At 64.0% G+C, this 23,952-nt stretch carries 24 protein-coding genes; 5 read left to right on the top strand and 19 right to left on the bottom strand.

The genetic code is table 11. The features are described 5' to 3' along the window. Positions 1-5: 5 nt before the first annotated feature. The 3 genes from VII69_07425 to VII69_07435 are packed head-to-tail and all read right to left on the bottom strand — an operon-like array spanning position 6 to position 2,382. Complete coding sequence (locus VII69_07425) at positions 6-503, bottom strand: YqeG family HAD IIIA-type phosphatase (protein ID HEY5094925.1); 498 nt, start codon at positions 501-503, stop codon at positions 6-8. Between the two features lie 14 nt (positions 504-517). Continuing rightward, complete coding sequence (gene glpX, locus VII69_07430) at positions 518-1,474, bottom strand: class II fructose-bisphosphatase (protein HEY5094926.1); 957 nt, start codon at positions 1,472-1,474, stop codon at positions 518-520. A 29-nt stretch (positions 1,475-1,503) separates the two neighbouring features. Beyond that, complete coding sequence (locus VII69_07435) at positions 1,504-2,382, bottom strand: CBM20 domain-containing protein (protein HEY5094927.1); 879 nt, start codon at positions 2,380-2,382, stop codon at positions 1,504-1,506. A 106-nt stretch (positions 2,383-2,488) separates the two neighbouring features. On the opposite strand from VII69_07435, the gene VII69_07440 reads away from it, so the two are divergent. The 3 genes from VII69_07440 to VII69_07450 are packed head-to-tail and all read left to right on the top strand — an operon-like array spanning position 2,489 to position 5,936. Next, entirely contained in the window at positions 2,489-4,021 is a 1,533-nt protein-coding gene (locus VII69_07440; protein ID HEY5094928.1) for a mannosyltransferase family protein, read from the top strand. After that, complete coding sequence (locus VII69_07445) at positions 4,018-4,461, top strand: GtrA family protein (protein HEY5094929.1); 444 nt, start codon at positions 4,018-4,020, stop codon at positions 4,459-4,461. Before VII69_07440 ends, VII69_07445 begins: the two co-directional genes overlap by 4 nt. Next, complete coding sequence (locus VII69_07450; GenBank protein HEY5094930.1) at positions 4,458-5,936, top strand: glycosyltransferase family 39 protein; 1,479 nt, start codon at positions 4,458-4,460, stop codon at positions 5,934-5,936. Before VII69_07445 ends, VII69_07450 begins: the two co-directional genes overlap by 4 nt. Positions 5,937-6,101: 165 nt before the next feature. Here VII69_07450 and VII69_07455 read toward each other — a convergent pair whose 3' ends face one another. From VII69_07455 to rpsB, 16 genes are read right to left on the bottom strand one after another with little or no spacing between them, the layout of a single operon-like run. Continuing rightward, the gene (locus tag VII69_07455; protein HEY5094931.1) at positions 6,102-7,286 is read right to left on the bottom strand and encodes an acyltransferase; all 1,185 of its coding nucleotides are present in this window, start codon (positions 7,284-7,286) and stop codon (positions 6,102-6,104) included. Positions 7,287-7,336: 50 nt separating this feature from the next. After that, entirely contained in the window at positions 7,337-8,002 is a 666-nt protein-coding gene (locus VII69_07460; protein HEY5094932.1) for a hypothetical protein, read from the bottom strand. Then, the gene (locus VII69_07465) at positions 7,986-8,825 is read right to left on the bottom strand and encodes a DUF2837 family protein (GenBank protein ID HEY5094933.1); all 840 of its coding nucleotides are present in this window, start codon (positions 8,823-8,825) and stop codon (positions 7,986-7,988) included. The genes VII69_07460 and VII69_07465 overlap by 17 nt, the downstream gene beginning before the upstream one ends. Positions 8,826-8,834: 9 nt before the next feature. Continuing rightward, positions 8,835-10,112, bottom strand: coding sequence for a pitrilysin family protein (locus VII69_07470; protein HEY5094934.1), 1,278 nt, complete (start codon positions 10,110-10,112; stop codon positions 8,835-8,837). Further along, on the bottom strand, positions 10,093-11,334 hold the full coding sequence (locus VII69_07475; GenBank protein HEY5094935.1) for a polysaccharide deacetylase family protein: 1,242 nt from the start codon (positions 11,332-11,334) through the stop codon (positions 10,093-10,095). Before VII69_07475 ends, VII69_07470 begins: the two co-directional genes overlap by 20 nt. Positions 11,335-11,346: 12 nt before the next feature. Continuing rightward, complete coding sequence (proS, locus tag VII69_07480; GenBank protein ID HEY5094936.1) at positions 11,347-12,792, bottom strand: proline--tRNA ligase; 1,446 nt, start codon at positions 12,790-12,792, stop codon at positions 11,347-11,349. Positions 12,793-12,846: 54 nt separating this feature from the next. Continuing rightward, entirely contained in the window at positions 12,847-14,271 is a 1,425-nt protein-coding gene (locus tag VII69_07485; protein HEY5094937.1) for a hypothetical protein, read from the bottom strand. A 1-nt stretch (position 14,272) separates the two neighbouring features. Further along, the gene (gene ispG / locus VII69_07490) at positions 14,273-15,412 is read right to left on the bottom strand and encodes a flavodoxin-dependent (E)-4-hydroxy-3-methylbut-2-enyl-diphosphate synthase (protein ID HEY5094938.1); all 1,140 of its coding nucleotides are present in this window, start codon (positions 15,410-15,412) and stop codon (positions 14,273-14,275) included. Continuing rightward, on the bottom strand, positions 15,409-16,515 hold the full coding sequence (locus VII69_07495; GenBank protein HEY5094939.1) for a M50 family metallopeptidase: 1,107 nt from the start codon (positions 16,513-16,515) through the stop codon (positions 15,409-15,411). Before VII69_07495 ends, ispG begins: the two co-directional genes overlap by 4 nt. Positions 16,516-16,530: 15 nt before the next feature. Further along, positions 16,531-17,706 (bottom strand): 1-deoxy-D-xylulose-5-phosphate reductoisomerase, encoded by a 1,176-nt coding sequence (gene dxr, locus VII69_07500; protein HEY5094940.1) that lies wholly within the window; start codon positions 17,704-17,706, stop codon positions 16,531-16,533. 7 nt (positions 17,707-17,713) lie between these two features. Beyond that, entirely contained in the window at positions 17,714-18,568 is an 855-nt protein-coding gene (locus VII69_07505; GenBank protein HEY5094941.1) for a phosphatidate cytidylyltransferase, read from the bottom strand. Then, positions 18,565-19,308 carry a polyprenyl diphosphate synthase gene (gene uppS, locus VII69_07510; protein ID HEY5094942.1) on the bottom strand — a complete coding sequence of 248 codons (744 nt, stop codon included), beginning with the start codon at positions 19,306-19,308 and terminating at the stop codon, positions 18,565-18,567. The genes VII69_07505 and uppS overlap by 4 nt, the downstream gene beginning before the upstream one ends. A gap of 52 nt (positions 19,309-19,360) precedes the next feature. After that, complete coding sequence (gene frr / locus VII69_07515) at positions 19,361-19,882, bottom strand: ribosome recycling factor (protein HEY5094943.1); 522 nt, start codon at positions 19,880-19,882, stop codon at positions 19,361-19,363. Positions 19,883-19,898: 16 nt separating this feature from the next. Then, positions 19,899-20,657 carry a UMP kinase gene (pyrH, locus tag VII69_07520; GenBank protein ID HEY5094944.1) on the bottom strand — a complete coding sequence of 253 codons (759 nt, stop codon included), beginning with the start codon at positions 20,655-20,657 and terminating at the stop codon, positions 19,899-19,901. Between the two features lie 2 nt (positions 20,658-20,659). Continuing rightward, positions 20,660-21,214: an elongation factor Ts gene (locus VII69_07525; protein HEY5094945.1), complete on the bottom strand. Its 555-nt coding sequence runs from the start codon at positions 21,212-21,214 to the stop codon at positions 20,660-20,662. A gap of 48 nt (positions 21,215-21,262) precedes the next feature. Beyond that, a complete protein-coding gene (gene rpsB, locus VII69_07530) occupies positions 21,263-22,099 on the bottom strand; it encodes a 30S ribosomal protein S2 (protein ID HEY5094946.1) in 837 nt (278 codons plus the stop codon). Positions 22,100-22,236: 137 nt separating this feature from the next. On the opposite strand from rpsB, the gene VII69_07535 reads away from it, so the two are divergent. Continuing rightward, positions 22,237-23,214 (top strand): AAA family ATPase, encoded by a 978-nt coding sequence (locus VII69_07535; protein ID HEY5094947.1) that lies wholly within the window; start codon positions 22,237-22,239, stop codon positions 23,212-23,214. Next, positions 23,211-23,948, top strand: coding sequence for a hypothetical protein (locus VII69_07540; protein ID HEY5094948.1), 738 nt, complete (start codon positions 23,211-23,213; stop codon positions 23,946-23,948). Before VII69_07535 ends, VII69_07540 begins: the two co-directional genes overlap by 4 nt. The last annotated feature ends 4 nt before the right edge of the window (positions 23,949-23,952 follow it).

Consider the following 23,952-nt stretch of genomic DNA (forward strand, 5'->3'; position numbering starts at 1 on the left):
CGCGTTCACTGTTCCAACAGGCCTCGCTTGCGCAGCATGGCGAGCATCGGGCGCTCGAGCATGCGGACGAACTTTGTGGTTGGGAACTCGGCGCGGCTGAGCGGCGCGACGAGCACGGCCCGCATCCCGGCGAGCTTTCCGCCCAGCACGTCGGTGAAGATCTGATCGCCGACGACGGCGGCGTTCGCGCCGGCTACGCCAAGCTTGCGCAACGCGGCATGGAACGACCAAGGCGACGGTTTGAGCGCGCCTTTGATGATGGGCACGTTGAACAGCGCCGACGTCGCGGCCGACCCGCCGGAATAGTTGTTCGTGATCAGACAGATGCCGATGCCGCGGGCGAGCACATCGCGTATCCACGCCGTCGCGCCGGGCGTGACGAACGCGGTGTGCCAGGGGACGATCGTGTTGTCCAGATCCAGCGCGATGCCGCGCACGCCCCATTGCTCGAAACGCCGCGCATCAAAATCCTCGATCTTCTCGACGGCTGCGTCCGGCGTCACGAAGCGGAGTAGGTTCAGCGCGGACGGCCCCGCAGCGGCTCGGCTCGCAGATGATGAATGGTCTCGACGAATCGCGTGGTGCCGGAATGGCTGTTCATGATGATGGAGTGCGTGCGCGCGCCGTTGCCCGAGAAGCGCACGCCGCGGCACAAGTCGCCGTCGGTGATGCCCGTCGCCACGAAGGTCACCTCGCTGCTCTTCACGAGATCGTCCATCGTGAGAATCTTGTCGGTCTCACCGAACCCCATCTCCTTCGCGCGTTTGATCTCGTCATCGTTGCGGAACTTGAGCCGGCCCATGAAGCCGCCGCCCAGACATTTGAGGGCCGCTGCGGCGAGCACGCCTTCGGGCGCGCCGCCCGTGCCCATCGAGACGTGGATGCCGGTGCTGTCGATGGCGGTGGCGATCGCTGCGTCGACGTCGCCGTCCGAAATCAGCTTGATGCGCGCGCCCGCCCTGCGCACTTCTTCGATGAGCTCCTTGTGGCGCGGCCGGTCGAGGATCACAACGGTGACGTCTTCGATGGGACGTTCGAGCGCGTTTGCGACCAATTGAAGATTCTCTTTCACCGACGCATCGATGTGCACGTACGGCGCGGCTTTCGGCCCGACCGCCAGTTTGTCCATATACGTGTCCGGCGCGTTGAGGAGCCCGCCCTTCGTGGTGACGGCAAGCACGGCGATCGAATTCGGCAAGCCGTTGGCGACGAGATTCGTGCCCTCCACCGGATCGACCGCGATATCGACTTCGATTCCACCGCGTCCGAGCTGCTCGCCGATGTACAGCATGGGAGCTTCGTCGCGTTCGCCTTCGCCGATCACGATTCTGCCCGTGATATCCATGTCGTTGAGAACGGCGCGCATCTTCTCGACCGCCGCGCCGTCCGCGAGATTTCGTTCGCCTTTGCCCATCCAACGCGAGGCTGCGAGCGCGGCGGCTTCCGTCACCTTGACGAAATCGAGCGTATCCATCTATTCGACTCCTTGAAGAGAGCGGAGGATCATGAAGCGAGGTCTGCCCAGCGCGCCACGACGTCGTCGATGGCTTGCGCACCAGGGGTCTTCGACACGGTCACCGTTCGATTGGGCGTCGGCGTGCCGGCTGCGGTTCGTTCGTCGGTCGTCCATGAGCCGCGCGTGTAGCGGTATTCTATCTGCGTGCCCGCGGCGAGTTGCAGCGTCGCGGACCAACGGCCGCCCGAGAGCGGCGCGAGGCGGGTGCCGTTCGGCGTCCAACTTCCCGAATTCGTCGCCAAGTAGATGGCATCACCGGGCGGCGTGTTGGGCGGCACGAGCACGATGAACGTCACCGCGACGACCGTCCCTGGGGCTGTCGCGGAGTGGAATGGCACACTCGAAGCCGTGACGTCGAAGGCGCCGCCGGTGACCGGATCCGTCCGCATGAGCACGTACGTGCCGGTCTCAAGCGATGGTGCGGCGGCGAGTGCGGCGCCGATGAGTTTGTACGCGTTGCCGTCGGCCGTGACGACGTAACCGTTCTGCGTCGCGATCACCCGCGTCGCGACCAACGCGTACCGAGCGACCACTGAAGCGACGCCGCCGTCCGCGGCAAGCTGCAATTCGACCGGTTCCCCAGGTTTGAGCGAGGCAAGGCTTCCCGGACGCGGCGCTGCACCCGTTTCGTCTTCGCTCACCGTCGCGGTCGCCGCGACCCGAAGCGAGGTCAGCGAACCTGCGCGGTCTATGGTGATGAGCGTGCCTGCCGTGTCGGTGCCCAAAGAGACGAAAACGCCGACGACGGCCGACGCCGGAGTGTTCGCATCGACGCCTTGGCCGGCTTCGCTCGACGCCGCCGTCGAGAACAACCCTGCGCCGCACGCGGCCACTGCGATGGCGATCGTCGCAAGACGGCGAAACATGTCCCGCCTATTGCCTAACCCGCCGGAAAACCCTCGGTCGCACGCGCGGCGGCTGCCGCGACTGCTTCTGAAGGGCCGTATTATGGAACGGCGAAGCCGCCCAGCCGTGGATGTCGCGCACCCTGGAGCGGCGCCGACGGCGCTCGACGCGCCGAAAGGCAGCCGTTCTTCATTTCTTCCCTCGGAGGCCCGGGTCGGCGCGGCGGTGGTCGCGGCGGCCGGCGCATCGATAGGCACGTTCGCGTGGTACGTCTTCGCCACGCACGGTCATCTCGGTTCCGACTTCCTCCTCACAGGCTTCGTCGTTTTCGGCGTTTTGCTGGCGATAGGTCTTTGGGTCGCCTATGCCCGGGTGGCTTCGGGGATGGTGGGCGCCGGATACGGCGCCATGCTGCAGGCCGATTCGTACAGCTACCTACCGCTCTTGTTCTTGTGGTTCTATCTCGCCGGCGGCGAGACGTCGCTTGCGTCGGCGACCGCGCTGTTGGGCGGCGTATTGCTGATATGGATCGCGATCAAGATAGGCGCCCTTGCGAAGTATTCGATCACCGTGCGTGCGGTGGCCGCGGTCTTCATCGCGACGCGTGTTCCGCTCATCATCGTCGCGGTCATGGGAGCGATCGTGATCGGTCAACGCGCCGGAACGCATTGGAGTCCCGAGCACGGACTGCTTGACGTGCTCGGCCGATGGGACGCCCAGCATTATCTCGCGATCGCGACGGTTGGCTACCACGGCAAGGACATCGCGTTTTTCCCGCTCTATCCATTTCTCATCAGCCAGCTCGGCGGAATGATCGGCGACCACTTCATCGCCGGCGTCGTGATCTCTAATCTCGCCTTTTTTGTGGCGCTCGCCTATCTTTACGCGCTGACGAAACTGGAGTTCGGCGAGCACGAGACCGCATATCACGCCATATTCTACATCGCCATATTCCCGACCGCCATCTTCTTCTCGGCGGTCTACAGCGAATCGCTCTTCTTGGCGCTGACGGTCGCCTCGGTCTACTATGCGCGGCGCGGCAATTTCATTACCGCGGGGATCATCGGCGCGCTCGCCTCGCTCACCCGCGTTGAAGGCGTCTTGCTCGTCTTGCCTATCGCCTACGAAGTCTGGCGCGCCTGGCGCGAGCGCCGCGGAACGACCCTCGCGCGCGGCATCGTCGGGCTGGCGCTCGTTCCCGCCGGCATCGCACTGTTCATGGGCTATCTCTACGCGCTTGTCGGCGATCCGCTGTACTTCCAAAAAGTGCAGGCCAACTGGAACCGGCACCTCGCGCCGCCTTGGGTGAGCATCTCCAACACGATTCACGAGCTCGCGATCGCACCGATCGCCTCGAGCAACTCGATCAACCACGTGCTCGAACTTGCGTTCACGCTTTCTTTTCTCGCACTGCTCGTCGCGTCGTTCCGGCAGTTGCGGCCGTCGTACGCGTGGTACTTCGCCGCGTCGCTCTTGGTGCCGATGTCCACGGCCAGCCTGATGAGCATGCCGCGCTTCGACCTCGTCGTCTTCCCGGCATTCATGCTCCTCGCAGTCTACGGCAGGCGCCCGGTGGTGAACTCGGCGATCGTCTCGCTGTCGTTGACGTTGCTCGGCGTCTTCACGGTGTTCTTCGCCGACTGGTATTGGCTCGCGTGAGCGCTACCGCAGCATTCAGCTCGCGGCGCGGCGTTCGCCAATTCGTCAAGTTCGGCATCGTCGGCGCTTCCGGCACGCTCATCAACTTCGCGGCCTACCACGGGCTGTTGCATTTCAACGCTCAGCTGTGGTGGGCGTACGCCATCGGCTTTCTGCTCGGCGGCGTGAACAACTATTGGTGGAACAGGCGTTGGACTTTCCGCTCGCGAGGCCACGCGGGCAAAGAGATGGCCCAATTCGTCACCGTCTCGGCCCTCGCGCTCTGCGTCAGCGAGCCAGTGCTGTGGCTGATGGACCGCCAACTGCCGGCTGCCCTGCATTTCCGCAACTCCATCGCGTGGGTCGCCGCGACCGTCGCCGGGATGGCGATCAATTTCTTCGTGAACAAATATTGGACGTTTCGACATACGCATCAGATCGGGGATGAAGCCGGACAGTGAGCGCCGACCTGCGCCGGCATGCGCTATTCCTCGCCATCCTCGTTCTCGCGCTGCTGCTCCGGCTTTACGGCATCCACAATCCGATCCTCGACCATCCGGGTTGGCGTCAAGGCGACGAAGCGGCGATCGCGCGCAACTTCGCGCAATTGCATGACAACATCTTGTATCCTCAGGTCGACTATGACGGGCCGGCGCCCAACTACGCCGAGCTTGAGCTGCAGATCGTGCCGTTCGTGGCAGCGCAGTTCTACCGCGTCTTTGGAATACACGAGACGATCGCGCGTCTGATCGTGGTCGCGTTCAGTCTCGCCGAAGTGTGGCTGCTCTATCTTTTCGGACGCGAGGTGTTCTCTCGCCGCGCCGGCCTGATCGCCGCCCTTGCGTATGCGATCGCGCCGGGAGCGGTCTACTACGGGCGCACGATAACGCCGGACACCGACATGGTGTTCTTCATGACCGGCGCTATGTATTTCTGGTGGCGATTTTGCGGGCAGCGCCGGCCGGCCGACTTCGCGGCGGCAGCGGTGTTCGGCGCCATCGCGGTGCTCGCAAAACCCGTCGCGGTGCTCGCGATCGTGCCGGTCATCGCGCTCGTGGTGGCGCGACGCGGCGTCAAGGGCGCGCTCGAGGACTGGGCGCCATACGCGTTTGTCGTGCTTGCCGGCTTACCGGCGCTCTTCTACTTCGAGCGCCTCAACGCCATCGCAGAATGGCATTGGGCGAGCGGCATCACTACGCTACACGTCATGCCCGCGCTGCGGGCCGCATTCTCGAGCCCCGCACGGTTCGGCGACGCGGTATTCGGCGCGCTCGCGCTGATGCGGATGCTTTCGACCACGATCCTCGGGCCGGCGTTGTTCGCGGCAACGCTTGGCGCGTGGTTCGCGCTGCCGCGTGACGCCGAATCGCATATCCGAGGGTGGTTTTTCGGCGCCTGGCTTCTCGCGCTTGCGGCTTATGCGTTCGCGGTCGTCAACGTCGAGCGCGTGGATTACTATCTCTTGCCGGCGCTGCCGCTCGCCGCGCTCTTGGCCGGCGGCGCGCTCGACAACTTGGCCACGCGCATCGGTCTCGCGCCTGCGTCGAGATGGTCGATCGGCGGCGGCATCGTGGCTTTGTTCGTCATCGCCTATGCCAACATGCTGGAGGTGCACGCGTACTATACGTGGAGCAGACCCGTCTACGCCGCGGCCGGGGAACTCGACCGGACGCTGGACCAAAACGTACTCGTCGTCATGGGCCACTACGATCCGTCGGTGCTCTACACGATCGGCAGAAAAGGTTGGGAAGAGGACCCGCTCATCTGGAACGTTCACGATATGCGCAGCGCGATGCGAAAAGGCGCCGCGTACTTCATCGGCGTCGAGATCCCGCGCCTCAAAGCCAACCGGCCGCTCTATGCGTATCTGCAACACTTCGCGCGCGTGCCGGTCTCGTCGGGCTGGCAGGTGTACGACTTGCGTAAGCCGCTGTAGGGCGACCAATTGTTGTTTGTAGGGTGAGTAACCCGTACTAGGGTGAGCAACGCTCACCCAATTGGGCAAGCGATGCTTGCCCTAGTACGTGCATAGGAACAAACGGGGCAAGCGATGCTTGCCCTAGTACAATGGCCCTCCTACAGACCACTTAACACGTCGTTGTTACAGGATCGGCAGCAGGTTGGGCGCGTCCGCGGCGGTGAGAGGAACAGCCGCAACGAACGGGTCCTTCATGCCGATCGCGTCGCCGCCTTCGACCTGAACCGTCCGGTGGAGATGCATTTCTAACGGCGCACCAAAGAATGCTAGGAGATTGGAGATCGGCTTCGCCAAGACGCCGATGAGCGGCCTGCGGACCTTGCTTAAGAGCACCGTCCTCTCGAAGAGGCCCCAGAATGCGAAGCAGACGACCAACATCAATGCCACCGCGTACCACCATGCCATGCGCCCCATAAAGATTCCGAGAAGCGGCTGATGCATCAAATAAATGCTGTATGACGCGATCCCGATCACGCGCAGCGGGAGCCAGGCCATGATCGCCCGGAGCGGAGCCAACGCGCCGACGCTCAGCACGAACAAGAATGAAGCGATGTGCCAACCGAACTGATCCTGCCCAAGCCAGTAGATCCCCCGAGTGGGTTCGAGCAGAACGGCCACCGCAATGGCCACGGGCAGGAGGAACGGTGCCCATCTCGTTATCGGGTGTCCGTTCACCCGAACGGCCGCGGCGGCGATCCCGAGCATGAAACATGGAAGCGTTCCCATGTCCACTCCTCCGGCGAGCGTGAACTGATAGGCGATGACGCAAGCCGCGATGACCGTCCAAAACGCGCGTCGTTGAGAGATCCATAACCAAAGCACGATCGGAAAAACCAAGTACCAGCGGAATTCCACCGCGAGGCTCCAAAACGACGAATTCGTCAAGTCGGTGTGGTCGAAGAAAACCAATTGGCGGAGTGCTTGCCAAACGGACGGCATCGAGATCGACGTCTGTCCGATCGCGCCTCCCGAATTGATCACGAGTTGCCCGAGCAGGACGATGATGCCGAGCGCGATCCAATATGGCGGGATGATCCGCACGATGCGTTTGGCGAAGAATTCAGCGACGTTGAAGCGCGTGGCGCCGTTCGCTTTGAGCGCGATCAACGTGGGGTACGAGAGACAGAAGCCGGATAGGATGAAGAACAGGTCGACGCCGTGTGCACCTTCATCCAAAACGTGAAGCCAGATCCCTGTCGCCAGTGTCGGGCCGAAAAGGACGACGTGTCTTATGACGACGAGCGAGACGGCCAGCGCTCGCAATCCGTCGAGATAATCGACGTGCAGGATGTTCGGCGAAGCCTTCACCGTCTGGTTATCGGCAATCCGGTGCTCGAACTGCGCGAACCAACGGGCGCCTACGGGATCGGCAGCAGGTTCGGGGCATCCGCGGCGGCGGCCGCTTGGCGGTTCACAGCGCCCGACTGGACGAGCGCGCGGTACGTGGTGAGCCGCAACGTGACGCGATGCGCTTCGTCCTCCAAGTCGTACGACTCCACGATCGCCTTCGTCAGGTGGTTCGTGTCGTAGTCGGCGCGAAAGGCTTTGAGCTCTTTTTCGATCTGCGCGTTTGTGGACACGACCGTCTTCAGCGAATCGCCGATCGACGTGGCCATCGATCCATAGAGGGGATAGTTCGCAACCACGACCTCACGACGGATCGTCGCTTGTTCGATCTGGCCTGCCAAAGCCTGGGTGACCGCGTCCGAGGGCGCGTAGAAGTGGGCCTTGGCGATGTCCGTGCCGGCTTCTTCGAGTTTGCTGTCTTGGAACTCCGCCTGCGCCCGCAAGGTGAGCGCCTTCGCGAGGCCGGCTCGAGCATGCGAGTTCTTCGGATCGAGCCGAAGCGCTAGATCGTATTCGCCGAGCGCTTCGGCGACGTTGCCGGACTTGAGCGCGGTGTCGCCCTGCGACGAGCGCAAATCGACCATCCAGCGCGCGACGCTGCCGCCGCTGCAACCGGCGACGCAGGCAGCCGCGATGGCCGCGGCCACGCAGGCCGAAACTCTAGTGATGCATGCCATGTTGGAAGAGGAACCTCGCGACATACGCGATCACTCCCGCAGCCGGGCTGAGAAGCAACTGCGAGAGCAGCGTCCCCACGACGGCCGTCACGACGAGATACAACAACATCGCCTTCACGTCCGCTTCGGGCCGTTGCCCGATCGCCGCTTGGTCGGTGATGAGCGCCGCCGCCGGGTCCACGATGAGCGTCAAGGTTATCGTCGCGACGCCGGTGATGAGTCCGGATAACGCGATGCAGGTGGCGGTGACATCGGGCGCGAGCACGCTTGCGTACAATGCGGCGAGCGGTCCGGCGACCCAGAACGCGGTCACCACGATGTTCCACACGAGAAACGATTTCGGAAGCGACTTCGCGCTGTAGCGGAGCGTGTCCGCGGTGGGCAGCCGGAATTCCGAAAAGACCCACGTGAAAACGCTCGGCGTGGCGAGACGTCCGAGCGCCGTGACGAGCGAGCCCGTGCGTTCGAATGTTCCGATTCCTCGTTCGAGGATTCTCACCGACCACGGGATGAGCGCGCCGCCGAGGGCCGCGCCGATCGTCGCGGCGATCATGACCAGCCGCATCTTGCCGTCGAAACCGGCGATGTCGTGCGTGTTGCGCGCATGGTCGGTCAGCGAAGAAAGCAGCGGCGCATAGAACAGATTGAGAAGGCGCCCGGTCGTCGCGAATAGGTTGAAGAGCGTGAGACCGGTCGCGACGCGTTTGGTGCGCACACCGGCGAGCCGCGCGGCGCCGGTGCCCATCTGAAGGGCTTGCGCGAACATGTACAGGACCGCCGCGATGATGAGATAGACGTCGGGGAAATGGCGGAAAATTTCCACGCGTCGGCTCTATGCCGACTCCGCGAGCGCGCCTGCGTCGAAATCTTCATCCACAGGGCCGACGACGGTGAGCGCCGTCCGCGCTGCGCCGAACATCGCCGATGCGATCGCGTCGATCTCCGGCTTGGTGACGGCCTCGATGCGGGCGGCCACTTCCGACGCGGGGACATGACGGCGGACGTTGAGCTCGCTTCGACCAAGGCGCATCATGCGCGTGTTCGTGCTCTCGAGCGCGAGCAAGAGACCGCCCTTGAGATGTTCCTTCGCGCGCGCGATCTCTTCGGTGGTGACGCCGGTCGCCGCGAGTGCGGCGAGCTCCGCGCGCACGAGCGAGATCACTTCCGCCGCGTTTTGCGGTCGCGTCGCCGCCGATACCGCGAATGTGCCGCCCGGCCGGTACGTGTTGTGCATCGAGTAGACGCTGTAGACGAGACCTCGCTTTTCGCGGATCTCCTGGAAGAGACGAGACGCCATCCCGCCGCCGAGGATGGCATCGAGGACGGAAATCGGATAGCGCCGGTCATCCGAAGACGACATGCCCTCCACGCCGAGCATCAGGTAGGCCTGTTCGCTGTCCTTGCGGCGGACGACGCGGACCTGATGGAAATGCGGCATATCCACGTCGGCGGCGGCCGCGCCGCCCTTCATCCCGCCGAGCAGCCGCTCGACGTCGGCCACGAATGACGCGTGATCCACGTTGCCCGCCGCGGTCACGATGACGCTCGCGGGTGTGTAACGGTCCTTGATGTACGACCGGATAAGATCGGGCGTGATGCCGGAGACGGTCTCGGCGTAGCCGATGATCGGCTCGCCAAGCGGGCTGCCCGACCACACCGATCTCAAGAAAAGATCCTGATTGATGTCGTCGGGCGAGTCGTCGTACATCCGGATCTCTTCGAGGATGACCTGTTGCTCTTTGGCGAGTTCCGCCGGGTCGAACAGCGAGTGCAAGAACATGTCCGAAAGAACTTCGAGCGCGAGCGGCGCATGGATGTCGACGACGCGCGCGTGATAACACGTCGCTTCCTTGTCGGTGAACGCGTTGAGATTGCCGCCGATGGAATCCATGAGCTCTGCGATGGCGCGCGCGCTTCGCGTGGGAGTGCCTTTGAACAGCATGTGCTCGATGACGTGAGAGATACCCCGCTGCGCGCTGTCTTCGTGCGCAGACCCGATGCCCACCCACAGCCCGAGGCTCGCACTGCGGACGTGCGCGATCCGCTCGGTGACCACGCGAATGCCGTTGGGGAGCGTGGATTTCTTATAGCTATCGTCTTGGTCGGTCATGCTCTTCTTCAACGTCTCTAAAGTGGACCGCGGGTGTCGCCGGTGCCGAAAGCTGCGCCGCCCAGTGCTCGTCGATGAACGTGCGGGTGGGGGCGGCTCCCCGGCGCAACGACAACGAGAGAACCGTTCGATCGGTCGGCGCGGCCAAGTCGCCGGCCACCACCGTACCGAGGGCGACCGGCTCCGGGATCGTCGCCCACACGTCGACTTCCGATAGCGACGGCGCGGTCGAGAGCGCCAATTCGGCCATCGCGCGCGCGTCTGCCGCGAACTGCGCCGCGGTGACGGGTTCGCGCAATCCCGAACCTGACAGCATGATGCCGGCAACGCTCGCCGCCGGCACGGTCAACACATGAATCTTTTCGATGGGCTCCCGGAATTCTTCGCGCAAGAGACTGATGCCGATGCGTTCGGCGACCGGCAGGTCGTTCCCCTCGATTCGCTTTCGGGCGACCGATGCAAGCGCCGCGGCCGTCCGCGGCGGTATGAACTCCGACTGGATTTGCTCCGCTGCTGCGGCAATCGTGGAGACGCCCGCGCCGAGGACGTTTCGAAATAACCCGATGCCCGATCCGCGAATGATGCGGTAGCGCGGCAACGCGAACATGTCCCGAATCGTCGAGCCGTTGATGCCGCCTTGATCGGTCGTGAAGGCCCGCTTGAGCCCCGCGGCCGCGACAGATCTCTCGACTTCGGCATCGTAGCGGCCCGATGGGTAGGCGAAGTCGGTCACGCGCTTGCCGGTCCACGTCTGCAGCATCGCCGCCGAATCGTCGACCTCCGCATCGCGCATGCTCTTGCTCACCCGCACGAGGTCGACGTGATGCACGGTGTGCGCGCCGAGCTCCATGCCAAGTGAGTCGAACGCCTTGAGATCGGCGACCGTCAGGTGGCCGCGCGTGCCGATCTCACCCGTGCTGATGAAAAATGTGCCCGTCGCGCCGGCCTGCGTGAGCAACGGTGCGGCGTACGCGGCGGCATCGTCGTAACCGTCGTCAAACGTGAGCGCGACTTCACAGGGAGCGAGCGTACCGGCACGCGCGTCGTCGACGATCGTCGACGCATGCACGATCGCGCAGCCGCGCGCGCGAAGCCATGCGAGCTGCTCGCCGAATTCGTGCGGGGTGACCGTCAGCGCGCGCGCGTATTTTCCGGGCTGTACGGTGGGCGAGACATGGTGATACATGAACACCGCGGCGACGAGGGCGACGATCATCGGCATGCCGTGCGGCGATCAGTACGAGCGCGCGAAATACGCGGTCACCTTGGCCGGGCGCCCGCAGAACGCGCACGTCGCGCCGTCGGCGGCGCTGCCGGATATCACGCGCGAAACCGCGCTGGTCTCGGCTTTGATGTCCAGTTCGCAGTCCGTGCGTTCGCACCACGCCGCTTGGACGAATCCGCGCTGACTCTTCAACGCCTCGACGAATGCTTCGCGCGTATCCGCGTTGACCGTATGAGTATCGCGGTACTCGACCGCACGCTCGTAGATCGTACGCTGCACCGCATCGAGCAGTTCCGGAATGCGCGAGGTCAGCTCCGCGAGCGGCACTGCTATCTTCTCCTGCGTGTCGCGCCGCGCGATCGTCACCTGGCCGGCGGCGACATCGCGCGGGCCGATCTCAAGGCGCAGCGGCACTCCTCGCATCTCCCATTCGTTGAATTTCCAAGGCGCGGTCTGTTCGACGCGGTCGTCCAGATGGACGCGCACGACGCCGGACAGCGACTTGTGCAGATCGCGGGCCGCAGCCATCACGGTCTCGTCACCTTTGCGAAGGATCGGCACGATGACCACTTGATAGGGTGCGACCGCCGGCGGCAAGACAAGTCCGCGATCGTCGCCATGGGCCATGATCAAGCCGCCGAGGATTCGCCACGACACACCCCATGAGGTGGTCCAAGCGAACTTGATCTGCTCGTCGACATCCGTGAACTTGATGTCGTACGCTTTGGCGAAGTGCTGCCCCAGTTCGTGCGATGTGCCGGCTTGCAGTGCCTTGCCGTCGGGCATGAGCGCTTCAATAGCGTACGTCGCGCTCGCGCCGGCGAATTTTTCGTGCTCGCTCTTGCGGCCTTTGATGACCGGCAGCCGGAGCACGTCCTCGGCGACTTCGCGATACACCTCGAGCATGCGCTGCACTTCTTCGGCAGCCTCGATCTCGGTGGAATGCGCGGTGTGCCCTTCCTGCCATAGGAATTCAAGCGTTCGCAAGAACGGACGCGTCGATTTTTCCCACCGCATCACATTCACCCACTGATTGATGAGGATGGGCAGGTCGCGATGCGATTGCACCCAACGCGCGTACATCACGCCGATGATCGCTTCAGACGTAGGCCGGATGGCCAGCCGCTCCGTGAGCTTTTCGCCGCCGCCTTCGGTCACCCACGCCACTTCGGGGGCGAAACCCTCGACGTGCTCCGCCTCGCGCACGAGCAAGCTTTCCGGGATGAGCAGCGGGAAGTAGGCGTTCTGATGCCCGGTCGCTTTGAAACGCTTGTCGAATTCGTCGCGGATGAGTTCCCAGATGGCATGGCCGTATGGACGCAGCACGATGCAGCCGCGCACCGGCGCGTAATCGACGAGCTGCGCGCGCAGACATACTTGGGTGTACCACTCCGAAAGGTCCGCATCTTTTGCGGGAATGCTTTTGACTTCTTTTTTCTCGACGTCTTTGGACATGCGGCGTCAATTCCGGCGGTCCGGCTAAATCCCTTGACCGCGCCATCCGCCGCTTCAGCGGTAGAAGTAGCCGACCGTGACCGTTTCGCCGGGGACGTCGCGCGGATACACCCACTGGCCGCCCGCGTGGAAGTTCGCGACCAGGTAATGGATGACGCGTGCATCGGGATCGACTTCGTAGCGCTGATACTCCACGTACCAGACGCGCGAGTACCGGCGAAGCGAGCTGACGGTCGCGTCGGCGTCATCCGGCGAAAGGATGCCCGCGTAGGATCGTCCGGTCAAGAGCCCACTGCGCTCGATCACGCGCACGGGCGTGCCGCGGTCGAAGACATACGCCGCGGGTTGCCCTTGAAATATGCGGCGTTCGACGGCCGGCCAGTCGGCGGTGTAATTCGCCGGTTCGACCGCGTAGACGACGGCCTGCGCGAACAACGCTGCGCCGACAAGAGCGCCTGCCGCTTTCGCGCCGCGGGGCCACAGCCGCAGAGCGCTTGCCAGCGCGACACCCGCCCACGCGCACACCGCGTACGCCGCGATAAGATAATAGCGATCGAGATACAGCGCCTTGTGCGCGGCGATGCTGTAGGCGAGCGTCAAAACGGCGGGTGATGCAAGCCAAGGCAACAGCGTCGTCGGTGCGAAGCGCACCGCCGCGAGGAAGAAGATCACGATGACGATCCACATCAGCGCGGCGAGCCAGTTGAGCTGCAGGCCCTGCGCGAACGGCGCGATCGTGAACTGAGCGCTCAATCGTCCGATGGCTGCCGGCACGTCGGCGAGCAGTTGCGCGAAGGCAAGACCGCCGTTCGGCATCTGGTGGAGGAACGATGGCCACTGCGGCATCCACAATGCGACGGCGGCTGCCACCCCGACGAGCCCGCGCACGAGACCGTCGCGGCGCGTGATCGCGAGATACGCGATTTGCGCGGCGATCATGAAAAATCCGAGATATAGCAGCCAAATGCTCGCCGCCAGGCAGACGGTCCACGCAACCCACAGCATGCGGCGGCGTATCGGCGCGATGCGGTCGTTCGCCGATAGCACGCTCAAGAGCAGGAACGAGCACAGCACAAGGGCATCGAACGGCGCGTACATCCGCACCATCCCATCGTAGTAGATCAACGACGGCATGAGCGCTGCGCAAAAGCCCGCCGCGAGCACTTCCGTGGAGTCGCGCCGCCACGCGCGCATGACCTGCATCAACAGCGCGACCGATAGCGTGCCGAAGGCCGCCATTGTCACGCGTATCGCCAGGTCAGAGAAATGAAGCGCCATCAACGCCGCCAAGAAGACCGTGAATCCCGGCGGGTGCACGTCGAGCGAATAAAGGTAGTCGAGTGCTTGTGCGTATGGCAAGCCAGCGAGATGCAACGAAAGGCCTTCGTCGACGTACAGCGGCCGGGCGATCGCTTCGAAGAGCCGGAGCGCCGCTGACACGATCAGTATCAGCCAAGGCAGCGCGCGCGCGCCGCGCACGTTATCGATACTCTGGATAGCGGTCGGCGATGACCTTTTCGATTTCCTCGCGAAGACCGTCCAGCAACTGCGCTTCGGGCAACGAGCGGACTTTGACGCCGTCGCGATAGATGAGCCCCATGCCCTTGCCGCCGGCGATCCCGACGTCGGCCATCGAGGCTTCGCCCGGACCGTTGACCGCGCACCCCATCACCGCCACTTTGACCGGTGCGCGATATTCCGCGGTCACGCGTTCGACGGCCTCGGCAAGTTTGAGGATATCGACCTGCACGCGGCCGCACGACGGACATGCGGTGATCTCGGCGCCGCGTTCGCGGATGCCGAGCGATTTGAGGATCTCCCAACAGACCGGCACCTCTTCGACGGGATCGGCGGCAAGCGAGACGCGGATCGTGTCGCCGATGCCATCGGCCAACAGCATGCCGAGGCCGACGCTGCTCTTCACGGTTCCCGTGCGCAGGGTGCCCGCTTCGGTGATGCCCAGATGGAATGGATAATCGCATTCGCGTGCGAGCATGCGATACGCGGCGACCGTCGAGCGCACGTCGTGCGCCTTCAGCGATACCACGATATCGCCGAACTCCAGCTCTTCGAGGATTCGTATGTGGCGGCGCGCCGATTCGACCATGCCCGCGGGCGTGCGGCCCAGGGTTTGGACGATGTCCGGCGCCAGCGAGCCCATGTTCACGCCGATGCGGATGGGCATGGACTGCCCCTGCGCGGCGCGCACCACTTCGCGCACCTTCACGGCGTCGCGGATGTTGCCCGGATTCAGGCGGAGCTTATCCCAACCCGCCTCGATCGCCGCGAGCGCGAAACGGTGATCGAAATGAATATCTGCGACAAGCGGAACCTTCGCACCGGCTTTGATCTTGCGGCACGCTGCGGCCGCCTTTGCGTCCGGAACGGAGATGCGGACGATCTCGCATCCAACCGCGGCAAGCTGATCGACTTGTTCGAGCGTCGCCGCCCAATCGTCGGTTTTCGTCGTGGTCATGGATTGGACGGAGACCGGAGCGTCGCCGCCGATGGCGAGGTAGCCGACTTTGACTTTGCGCGTGATCCTGCGCGGAGGCAATGGCGGCGGATCGGGGCTGCGAGATTGTACGCCGCTCCACTGCGGCACCTCGTCCAGGCTCAAATGCCGCCCTTTCCGTTGATCCATTGTACGATGTCGTGATACGTGACGAATACGAACAGCACCATGATGAGCGCGAATCCGGTCAGGTGAACGAGTCCCTCTTTTTCCGGATCGACCGGTCTGCCGCGCACGCCTTCGACCGCGAGGAACGCGAGACGTCCACCGTCGAGGGCCGGAATTGGCAACAGATTGAAAAGTCCGAGCACGACCGAAAGCTCGCCGGCTAGGTAGAGCACGTAGAACAGGCCCATCTTCTCGGCCTGGATCACCACCCGCGCGACGCCGACCGTGCCGCTGATCGCCGAAGCGTCATGACTGGACACGGCGCCGACGATGCCGACGACTTGCGCGACGACCGCCGCGGCAACCGCGGTGAATCCCCACGCGACGCCGTCGATCACGCTCGTGCGGCTGATCTCCGGCGCCGGATTGAAACCGAGGACGCCGACGGTCGTGCCGTTCTGTTCCTTGCTCGCGGTGACCATCGCGAAATGTTTGATGACGCCGTTGCGCCGGACGTCGACCGTCACAGGCTTGCGAATCTGTCGATGGATCGCGTCGATCAATTCATCGCCGCTCTTGACCGGTGTGCCGTTGAAGGCGACGATTGCGTCACCAGCCTGGAGTCCGGCTTTGGCTGCCGGATAGCCGGGCAAGATCTGCCCGATGATGTTCGTGCTTCCCTTAGGAACGCCGATGACGGCGCCAATGAATGCGAACACGATCGCCGCGAGGATGAAATTGAAAAGCGGGCCCGCGAGGATGATGACGATGCGCTGCCACAGCGGCTTATGCTGGAAGTTGCCGGGATTGGCGGTGCCGTCGTCGGCCGTGTCTTCGCCGAGCATCTTGCAGTAGCCGCCGAGCGGAAGGGCGTTGATCGTGTATGCCGTGCCGCCGCGCGTCACCGACGCGAGGCGCGGTCCGAATCCGACCGCGAACTCCTCCACAGTCACGCCGAAACGTTTGGCGAAGATGAAGTGGCCGAATTCGTGGAAGATGACGAGCGCCGCAAGGATGACGAGAAAGATCGCGACTTGCCCGATGACGGCCGGATCGAACGCGAGAAGCAAGGCGGGCGCGGGGACGGTTAATGCGATCAAGTGTGCATCCGTGCGCTAGTGCGCGGTGGCGAGGATGGCAGCGCGAACGTGGCCGCGAGCCCAGACATCCGATTCAGCCACAGCGTCAGGGGTCGCCGCGCGTCCCTCGTGGGCGTCGAGCGAGTTTGCCACCAGCGTCGCGATGTCGGTGAAGCAGATTTTCTCTTGCAGGAAAGCCCGTCCTGCCTCTTCGTTCGCGCCGGAGAGCACCGCGGGATACGTCCCGCCTGCTTCCAGCGCGCGAAAGGCGAGCCGAAGGCAAGGGAAGCGGCCTTCGTCCACGGGTTCGAACGTCAACGTCACCTTTTCACCAGCAAGACCGATAGCGCGCCGCGGGGCCATGTCATCTGGTGCGGTGGACAATCGGTCCGGATATGCGAGCGCATAGCCGATGGGCAATTTCATGTCCGGCGCCGCGAGTTGTGCTTTGATGCAGCCGTCGCCGAACACGACGAACGCGTGCGCGATGCTCGACCGGTGGACGACGACTTCGATTTGGTCTGCGCGCAAGCCGAAGAACCGGCTTGCTTCGATGACTTCAAGACCCTTGTTCATCAGCGTCGCCGAATCAATCGTGTTCTTCGCACCCATCGACCACGTCGGATGGCGCAAGGCCTCCGCGGGAGTCGCTCGCCGCATCTCGTCTAGCCCGAGATCCCAAAATGGCCCGCCGCTCGCGGTGAGCACGATGGTGCGAACGTCCGCGCGCCGCTCGCCTTCGAGGCATTGAAAGACCGCGCTGTGTTCGGAATCGACCGGCAGAATTCGCGCTCCCGATGCAGCGGCGGCGGCGAACAGCGGCTCGCCCGCCGCCACGGCGATCTCTTTGTTCGCAAGCGCGATGTCCAATCCGGATTTCGCCGCCGCGTAGACCGCGGGCCACGCCGTCATGCCGTCCGTCGCGGCGAGCACGCGCTGCGCGCCGCTCTCCATCGCTGCGGCGAGCAATCCGCCGGCGCCGCATACGATCCGGGGCTGATACGCAAGCCTCGCCTGCAATAGCTCGATGCTCTCCGCTGCGCCGACCGACAGCAGCGGCGGACGAAACTCGTTTGCTTGCTGTGCCAGAAGATCGATGTTGAGGTTGCCCGCAAGCGCGCTGACCGCGAACAGTTCCGGATGCACGCGGACGACATCGAGTGCTTGCCGGCCAACCGAGCCGGTGGACCCGAGAATTGCGAGCGCACGCATGGACCGGCTAGAGCCCGCCTGCCGCGCCGAGCACCGTGTACGCGATGAAGCCGGCGACCAAGTAGGAATCGAAACGATCGAGCACGCCACCATGGCCGGCGATGATCTCGCCCGAATCCTTCACCTGCGCATTTCGCTTGATCGCCGATTCCACGAGATCGCCGACCACCGCGGCGCACGAGACCGCCGCGCCGAATGCGACGCCGAGCCACCACGGTGCGCCGATCTGCGGCGACAATCCCATAGCGACCCCGGCGCCCGTCGCCACGACGAAAGCGGCGATCGCTCCTTCCCAGGTCTTGCGTGGCGAGAGCAGCGGTGCAAGCGACGTCTTGCCGAGTCTGATCCCGACAACCATGCCGACGATGTCCGTGAGCGCGACGACGACGATCGTCCATATCGTGATCGCGATGCCGTGTTCCGCCGAGCCGCTCATCCGCAGCAAGAGGAAGTACGAAAGCGGCTTGCCGAGATAGAGCGCTGCGAACGCCGTGCGGCTGGAGCGTTCGAAGAACGTCGCCGTGCCATGCCGGAATGCCGAGACCATGGCTGCGAGGACGATGAACGCGACCAGCGCGGATTCGAAGCGCTGCAGCAAGCCGAGCAGCGGCAGAACGACGTACGCGAGGCTGCCGCACAACGCGACCGGCAATGAAAAATCGCCGCCCGTCCGCCGAGAAAGATTGCGCAGCTCGACGACGCCGAAGACGGCGATCATCGCGAGGATCACGGCGAGCGCGGGCGGATAGAACACCGATCCCAACCCGGCGGCAGCGACGAGCGACCCGTTGAGCACACGGCGGAAACTCAATCCTGCGCGCAACGCGTCTTCGCGCCGCACGACCGTCGCGTCGCGAATCACGAGCCGCCGAAGCGCCGGGCGCGCTTCTGGTAATCGGATATCGCCTGCAGCAAGTGGGCGCGCCGGAAGTCGGGCCAATACACGTCGGTCACGTGCAGCTCGGTGTAGGCCACCTGCCAGAGCATGAAGTTCGACAAGCGCATCTCACCGCCGGTGCGGATGAGGATGTCGGGATCCGGCAGGCCCCGAGTGTACAGGTAGTCGCGCAGAGTCTCATCGCCGATGTCGGCGGGCGCGAGCCTGCCTGCAGCCACATCGGCCGCGAGCTCGCGCGCAGCGTCGGCAAGCTCTGCGCGGGCGCTGTAGTTGATCGCAAGATTCAACAGCACGCGGTGGTTCGACGAAGTGCGCTCGGCGAGCACGCGCAGCGCGTCGCGCTGATTGGCGGGAAGCTCGTCAATGCGCCCGATCGGCCGGACCGCAACACCCTGCTCGTTCAACTCCGCTTCTTCCGCAGCGGCGAAATGGACGAGCAGATCGAGCAGCAGCGAGATCTCAAACGCATCGCGCTTCCAGTTGTCCGTGGAAAATGCGTACACCGTGAGGGTCGGCACGCCGAGCTCGCTGCAGGCGCGCACAAGTTCGCGCAGCGCGGTGACGCCGCGGCGGTGTCCCTCGACCGCAGGCAGCCGCCGTTCGCGTGCCCAACGCCGGTTGCCGTCCATGATGACGGCGAGGTGACGCGGCATATTGGCGGGGTCGAGGCCGGCCGTGGCGGCGGCCGAGGCGTCGAGCGTCATAGATCACGACCGTTTGAGGGCAACGTACTTTCAGGTGCGGCGGCGGCGGCGCTCACACCTCCATGATCTCTTTCTCTTTGCCTTCCACGAGCGCATCGACGTCCGCGATGTATTTGTCGGTGAGCTTTTGGATCTGGTCGTTGGCGCGCCGCGCTTCGTCTTCGCTGATCTTCGCGTCTTTTTGGCCGGACTTGAGATGATCGTGGCCGTCGCGACGGATGTTGCGTACGGCAACGCGCCCCTCTTCCGCGCGCTTGTGAACGACTTTCACAAGTTCTTTGCGGCGCTCTTCGGTGAGCGGCGGAAGACCCAAGCGGACGACGTTGCCGTCGACGTTCGGCGTGATGCCCAAATCCGATTTTTCGATGGCCTTGCGGACGTCGCCCAGCAACGACTTGTCGTGCGGCTGTACGAGCAGACTGCGTGCATCCGGCACGCTGATGTTGGCGACGTGTTTGAGCGGCATTTCGCTGCCGTACGCTTCGACCGTGATGTGGTCAAGCAGCGCGATGTTCGCCCGACCGGTACGGATCGAGGTGAACTCTCCGCGCACGTTTTCGACCGCCTTCTTCATGCGGTCCTCGAGATCTTTATATAATTGGGGTAACACTGCTCTCCGCCTTCCCGACAAACGTGCCGATCGGCTCGCCCCATATGACGCGTTTGATGTTGCCGCTGCGCATGAGTTCGAACACGACGATGGGCAGTCCGTTGTCCATGCACAGCGTGAGCGCCGTGTTGTCCAAGACCGAAAGGCCGAGTTTGAGCACTTCCAAATAGTCCAGCGTACGGAAGCGGACGGCAGTCGGATCCTTCTTCGGATCGGCGCTGTACACGCCGTCCACCTGGGTGGCTTTGAGAATAGCCTCGGCCCCGATTTCGAGCGCCCGCAGCGCCGCGGTGGTGTCGGTGGTGAAATATGGGTTCCCGGTGCCGCCCGCGAAGATCACGACGCGGCCCTTCTCCAAGTGCCGGATCGCGCGCCGGCGGATGTAGGGCTCGGCCACCTGGTGCATCGAGATCGCGGTCTGCACGCGCGTGGTGACGCCGATATTTTCGAGCGCGTCTTGCAAGGCAAGACCATTGATGACCGTGGCCAACATGCCCATATAGTCGGCGGTGGAGCGGTCCATGGCCGAGCCGGCCGCGCGGCCGCGCCAGATGTTGCCGCCGCCGATGACGCAGGCGATCTGCACGCCCGCTTCGGCGACTTCCTTGATCTGGCTCGCGATGAGATAGAGCGTATCAGCGTGGATCGACTCGGCGGTGCTCGCGCCGAACGCTTCGCCGCTGAGCTTCAGCAGCACGCGGCGATAGACCGGTTTGCCGTTTCCACCGCTGCTCGTCACGGCTAGTTGTCGCCGATGTCAAAGCGCGCGAAGCGGCGCACCTGGATATTCTCCCCAAGGATGCCGACCGTCGCGCCGATCAGATCGGCGATGGTCTTGCTCTCGTCGCGCACGTACGGCTGCTCCAACAGCACCGATTCTTCATAGAATTTCTCGATTTTCGCGCCGAGCTCGGCTTCCTTCTCTTTGACGACGCTCGCGGGCACGTCTTCCTTACGGACGAAGATCGGCCGCGAAGCGCAGATGTGCACGGCGACATCGTGGGCCAGTTTCTTGAACTGGTCGTTTCTCGCGACGAAATCGGTCTCGCAAGCCAGCTCGACGAGGACCCCCATCTTCCCACCCTGATGGATGTAGTGGCCGATGAAGCCCTCGCGGACTTCGCGACCGGCCTTCTTCTCAGCGATCTCCTGTCCGCGCTTGAGCAAGAATTCCGTGGCTTTGGCGATGTCGCCCTCGCTCTCGGCAAGCGCACGCCGGCAATCCATCACCGGCGCGTTCGTGGCCTCTCGAAGTCGCTTGATCTCTTGTGCGGTCGGCGCGTACTCTGCGGTCATTCCTGTGCTTCCCATATCCTCTTCGTGTCTTTAAGAAAATGGCCGGCTTCAGCCGGCCGTAGCGGGTGAAATTTCAGGTTCCATCTCGGTCGCCGCCGGCGTTGCCGCTTCCGGGGAAGCCGCTGCCGGCGCCGCGGGAGCCGTCTGACTCGCCGGAGCAACCGGCTCGCCGGGTTCGCCGCCCGATTCTGCCTCGGTGCGGCCTTCGATGACGGCGTCGGCTATTTTCCCAGCCATGAGCTTCACCGCACGGATGGCGTCGTCATTTCCCGGAATCGGAAAATCGATCTCATCGGGGTCGCAGTTCGTGTCGACCACGGCGATGATCGGGATCTTCAACTTTCGCGCTTCCAAGACGGCGATGCGTTCTTTGCGCGGGTCGATGATGAAGACCGCGTCGGGCAGCCGCGGCATATCCTTGATGCCGCCAAGAAAGCGTTCGAGCCGCTGCAGCTCGTCGTCGAGCAGGCTGACTTCTTTTTTCGGCAGCACTTCGAACGCGCCGGTGTCGCGCATGCGTTCGAGCTCGCGAAGCCTCGTGATGCGTTTCTGCATGGTCTGGAAATTGGTGAGCGTGCCGCCGAGCCAGCGCTGCGTGACGAAATACATGCCGCAGCGGTCGGCTTCTTCTTTGATGGCGTCTTGCGCTTGCTTTTTCGTGCCGACGAACAGAAAGATCTTGCCGCGCCGCGACATCTCTTTGACCGCCGAGTAGACTTGACGCAGCTTGACGACGGTTTTCTGCAGGTCGATGATATAGATGCCGTTGCGCTCTTGGAAGATGAACTTCGCCATCTTCGGGTTCCAACGGCGGGTCTGGTGCCCGAAATGCACACCGGCTTCGAGCAGTTGCTTCATGGAAATGACGGATGCAGCTGTGGACAAGGATGAGCCTTCTTTCCAGCCGGCCCAAGCGGGCAGGCCACGTCTTTACGTTAACTAGGGCCGGATTACGGTCCTAAAATCAGGCGACCAGCGGCACATTTGTCCCGTCCGATAGCCCACGGTAGTATAGCATATCGATGCTGACCGCGCAAATCGGCGCGCGGCGGGGGGCGCACCGCCGTTCGCGCTTGAACCTCCACGCGATGTTCGTCGAGACGTTCGGTCTGCGTCGCGATCCGTTCTTGGATACGGCCGACCCCTCGTTCTATTACGAGACCATCTCCTGCGCGCACGCCAAGCGGCGGCTGACCGAATGCTTGGCGCAGGGACGTGGCCTGGCCGTGGTGGTCGGCCCGATCGGCGCCGGCAAGACGACCTTGCTCAACGCAGCACAAGAACCGCTGCTCGAAGACGAACGCTTCCTCGTCGCCGCCGTGCTCGATCCCTCGTTCGGCGATGAGGCCGAATTGTTGGACGGCATTCTCGGTGCGTTCGGCTTCGACGCGCCGGCCGCATCGGGCGTGCGCGCGCGCAAAGATGCGCTCAAACGCGCGCTCTTCTCGTCGGCGATCGACGAAGGACGCCAAGCGGTGCTCTTCATCGATGAGGCGCAAACCTTGAGTCCCGCGCTGCTCGAAAGCCTTCGCTCTCTGCTCAACTACCAACTGGACGACCGTAAACTCTTGTCGATCGTGCTCGCCGGCCAGCCGGAGCTGGCCGACGCGCTTCGAGCGCAGCCCAACTTCAGCGATCGCATCGCTCTTCTTCTGCAATTGCGACCGCTGACGGAAAGCGAAGCGGCGGCGATGCTCGACCATCGCCTGCGGCGCGCCGGTTATGCGAGGCCCGATTCTCCCTTCGGTCCCGGCGCCGCCACGTTGCTTTGGCGCCGCGCGGCCGGTCTGCCCCGCCGGCTCACGGTGCTCGCGCGCGAGAGCATGGAAGAAGCGGCGCAAAACGGTCGGACGTCGGTGGGCGAGGGCGACGTCGATGCGGCCGCCGCGAACTTCATCGGCGAACCCGCGGCACGCGAAGAACCACCGTCGACGATCTCCGATCGCCAAGGACCGCCTCCGCCGATGCCATGGTGGATGTTCTGGCGGCGCGCATCGTGAGCGGCTCCGACAAGGGTCCCAGCGCGGACATGCTGCTCGTCGAAGCGCGCAGGCGCAGGCTTCTCGCCGGCCGCGCGAATTCGGGCGCCGGTGTTCGACCGGCGAACGAAGCGGCCGTCGCCGCTCCGCGCTCCGATCCGTCGAAGGTCATCGTCGGCGAAGAAGACGCGTTCGTCGAAGACGAACCGGTGTCGCATGCCTTTTCGCGTTCGACCGATGTCGGACACCCGCAGTCGCAACTTGGCGGATTGCATTGCTACCGTCCGCTTGCGACGGTCACCCTCGCGCGTTTGGCCTGGTCGGGCGTCATCGATCATGCCGTGCTGCAAGAGGCGATAGCCTGCGCCCCGTTTGCCGCGGAGGGTCGCGCCGAGCATCTCATCCGGCGTGCCGCTGCGCCGACGTTGCGAAGCGCGCCGCTCCGCGAACCGTCGCTTTTCGTGAGACTCGGAGATGATGACGTCGAAGCGCTCGAGCTAGCGTTGGAAAGCGCGACCGCCGACATCGGCGGCCGGCTCGCGAGCGCTGCGCTCCTACCCGAAGCGCTTATCGGCGCTCCCCCGGGTGCCTCGTACGCAGCGTCGCAAGCGCTCGCGAGCTATCGCGGCGCATCGCTCGTGGCGGCTTGGCGTGAGATCATCGGCGCGACCGGGCTCGCAGAAGTCGCGCGCGATCGCGACTCGGCAGCCGTCAGACTATTGTCGACGCTGCGCGCGCTATTGGGAGAGGCGTGATCGA

Source organism: Candidatus Eremiobacteraceae bacterium (genome assembly GCA_036511855.1).
Classification (GTDB): domain Bacteria; phylum Vulcanimicrobiota; class Vulcanimicrobiia; order Eremiobacterales; family Eremiobacteraceae; genus JABCYQ01.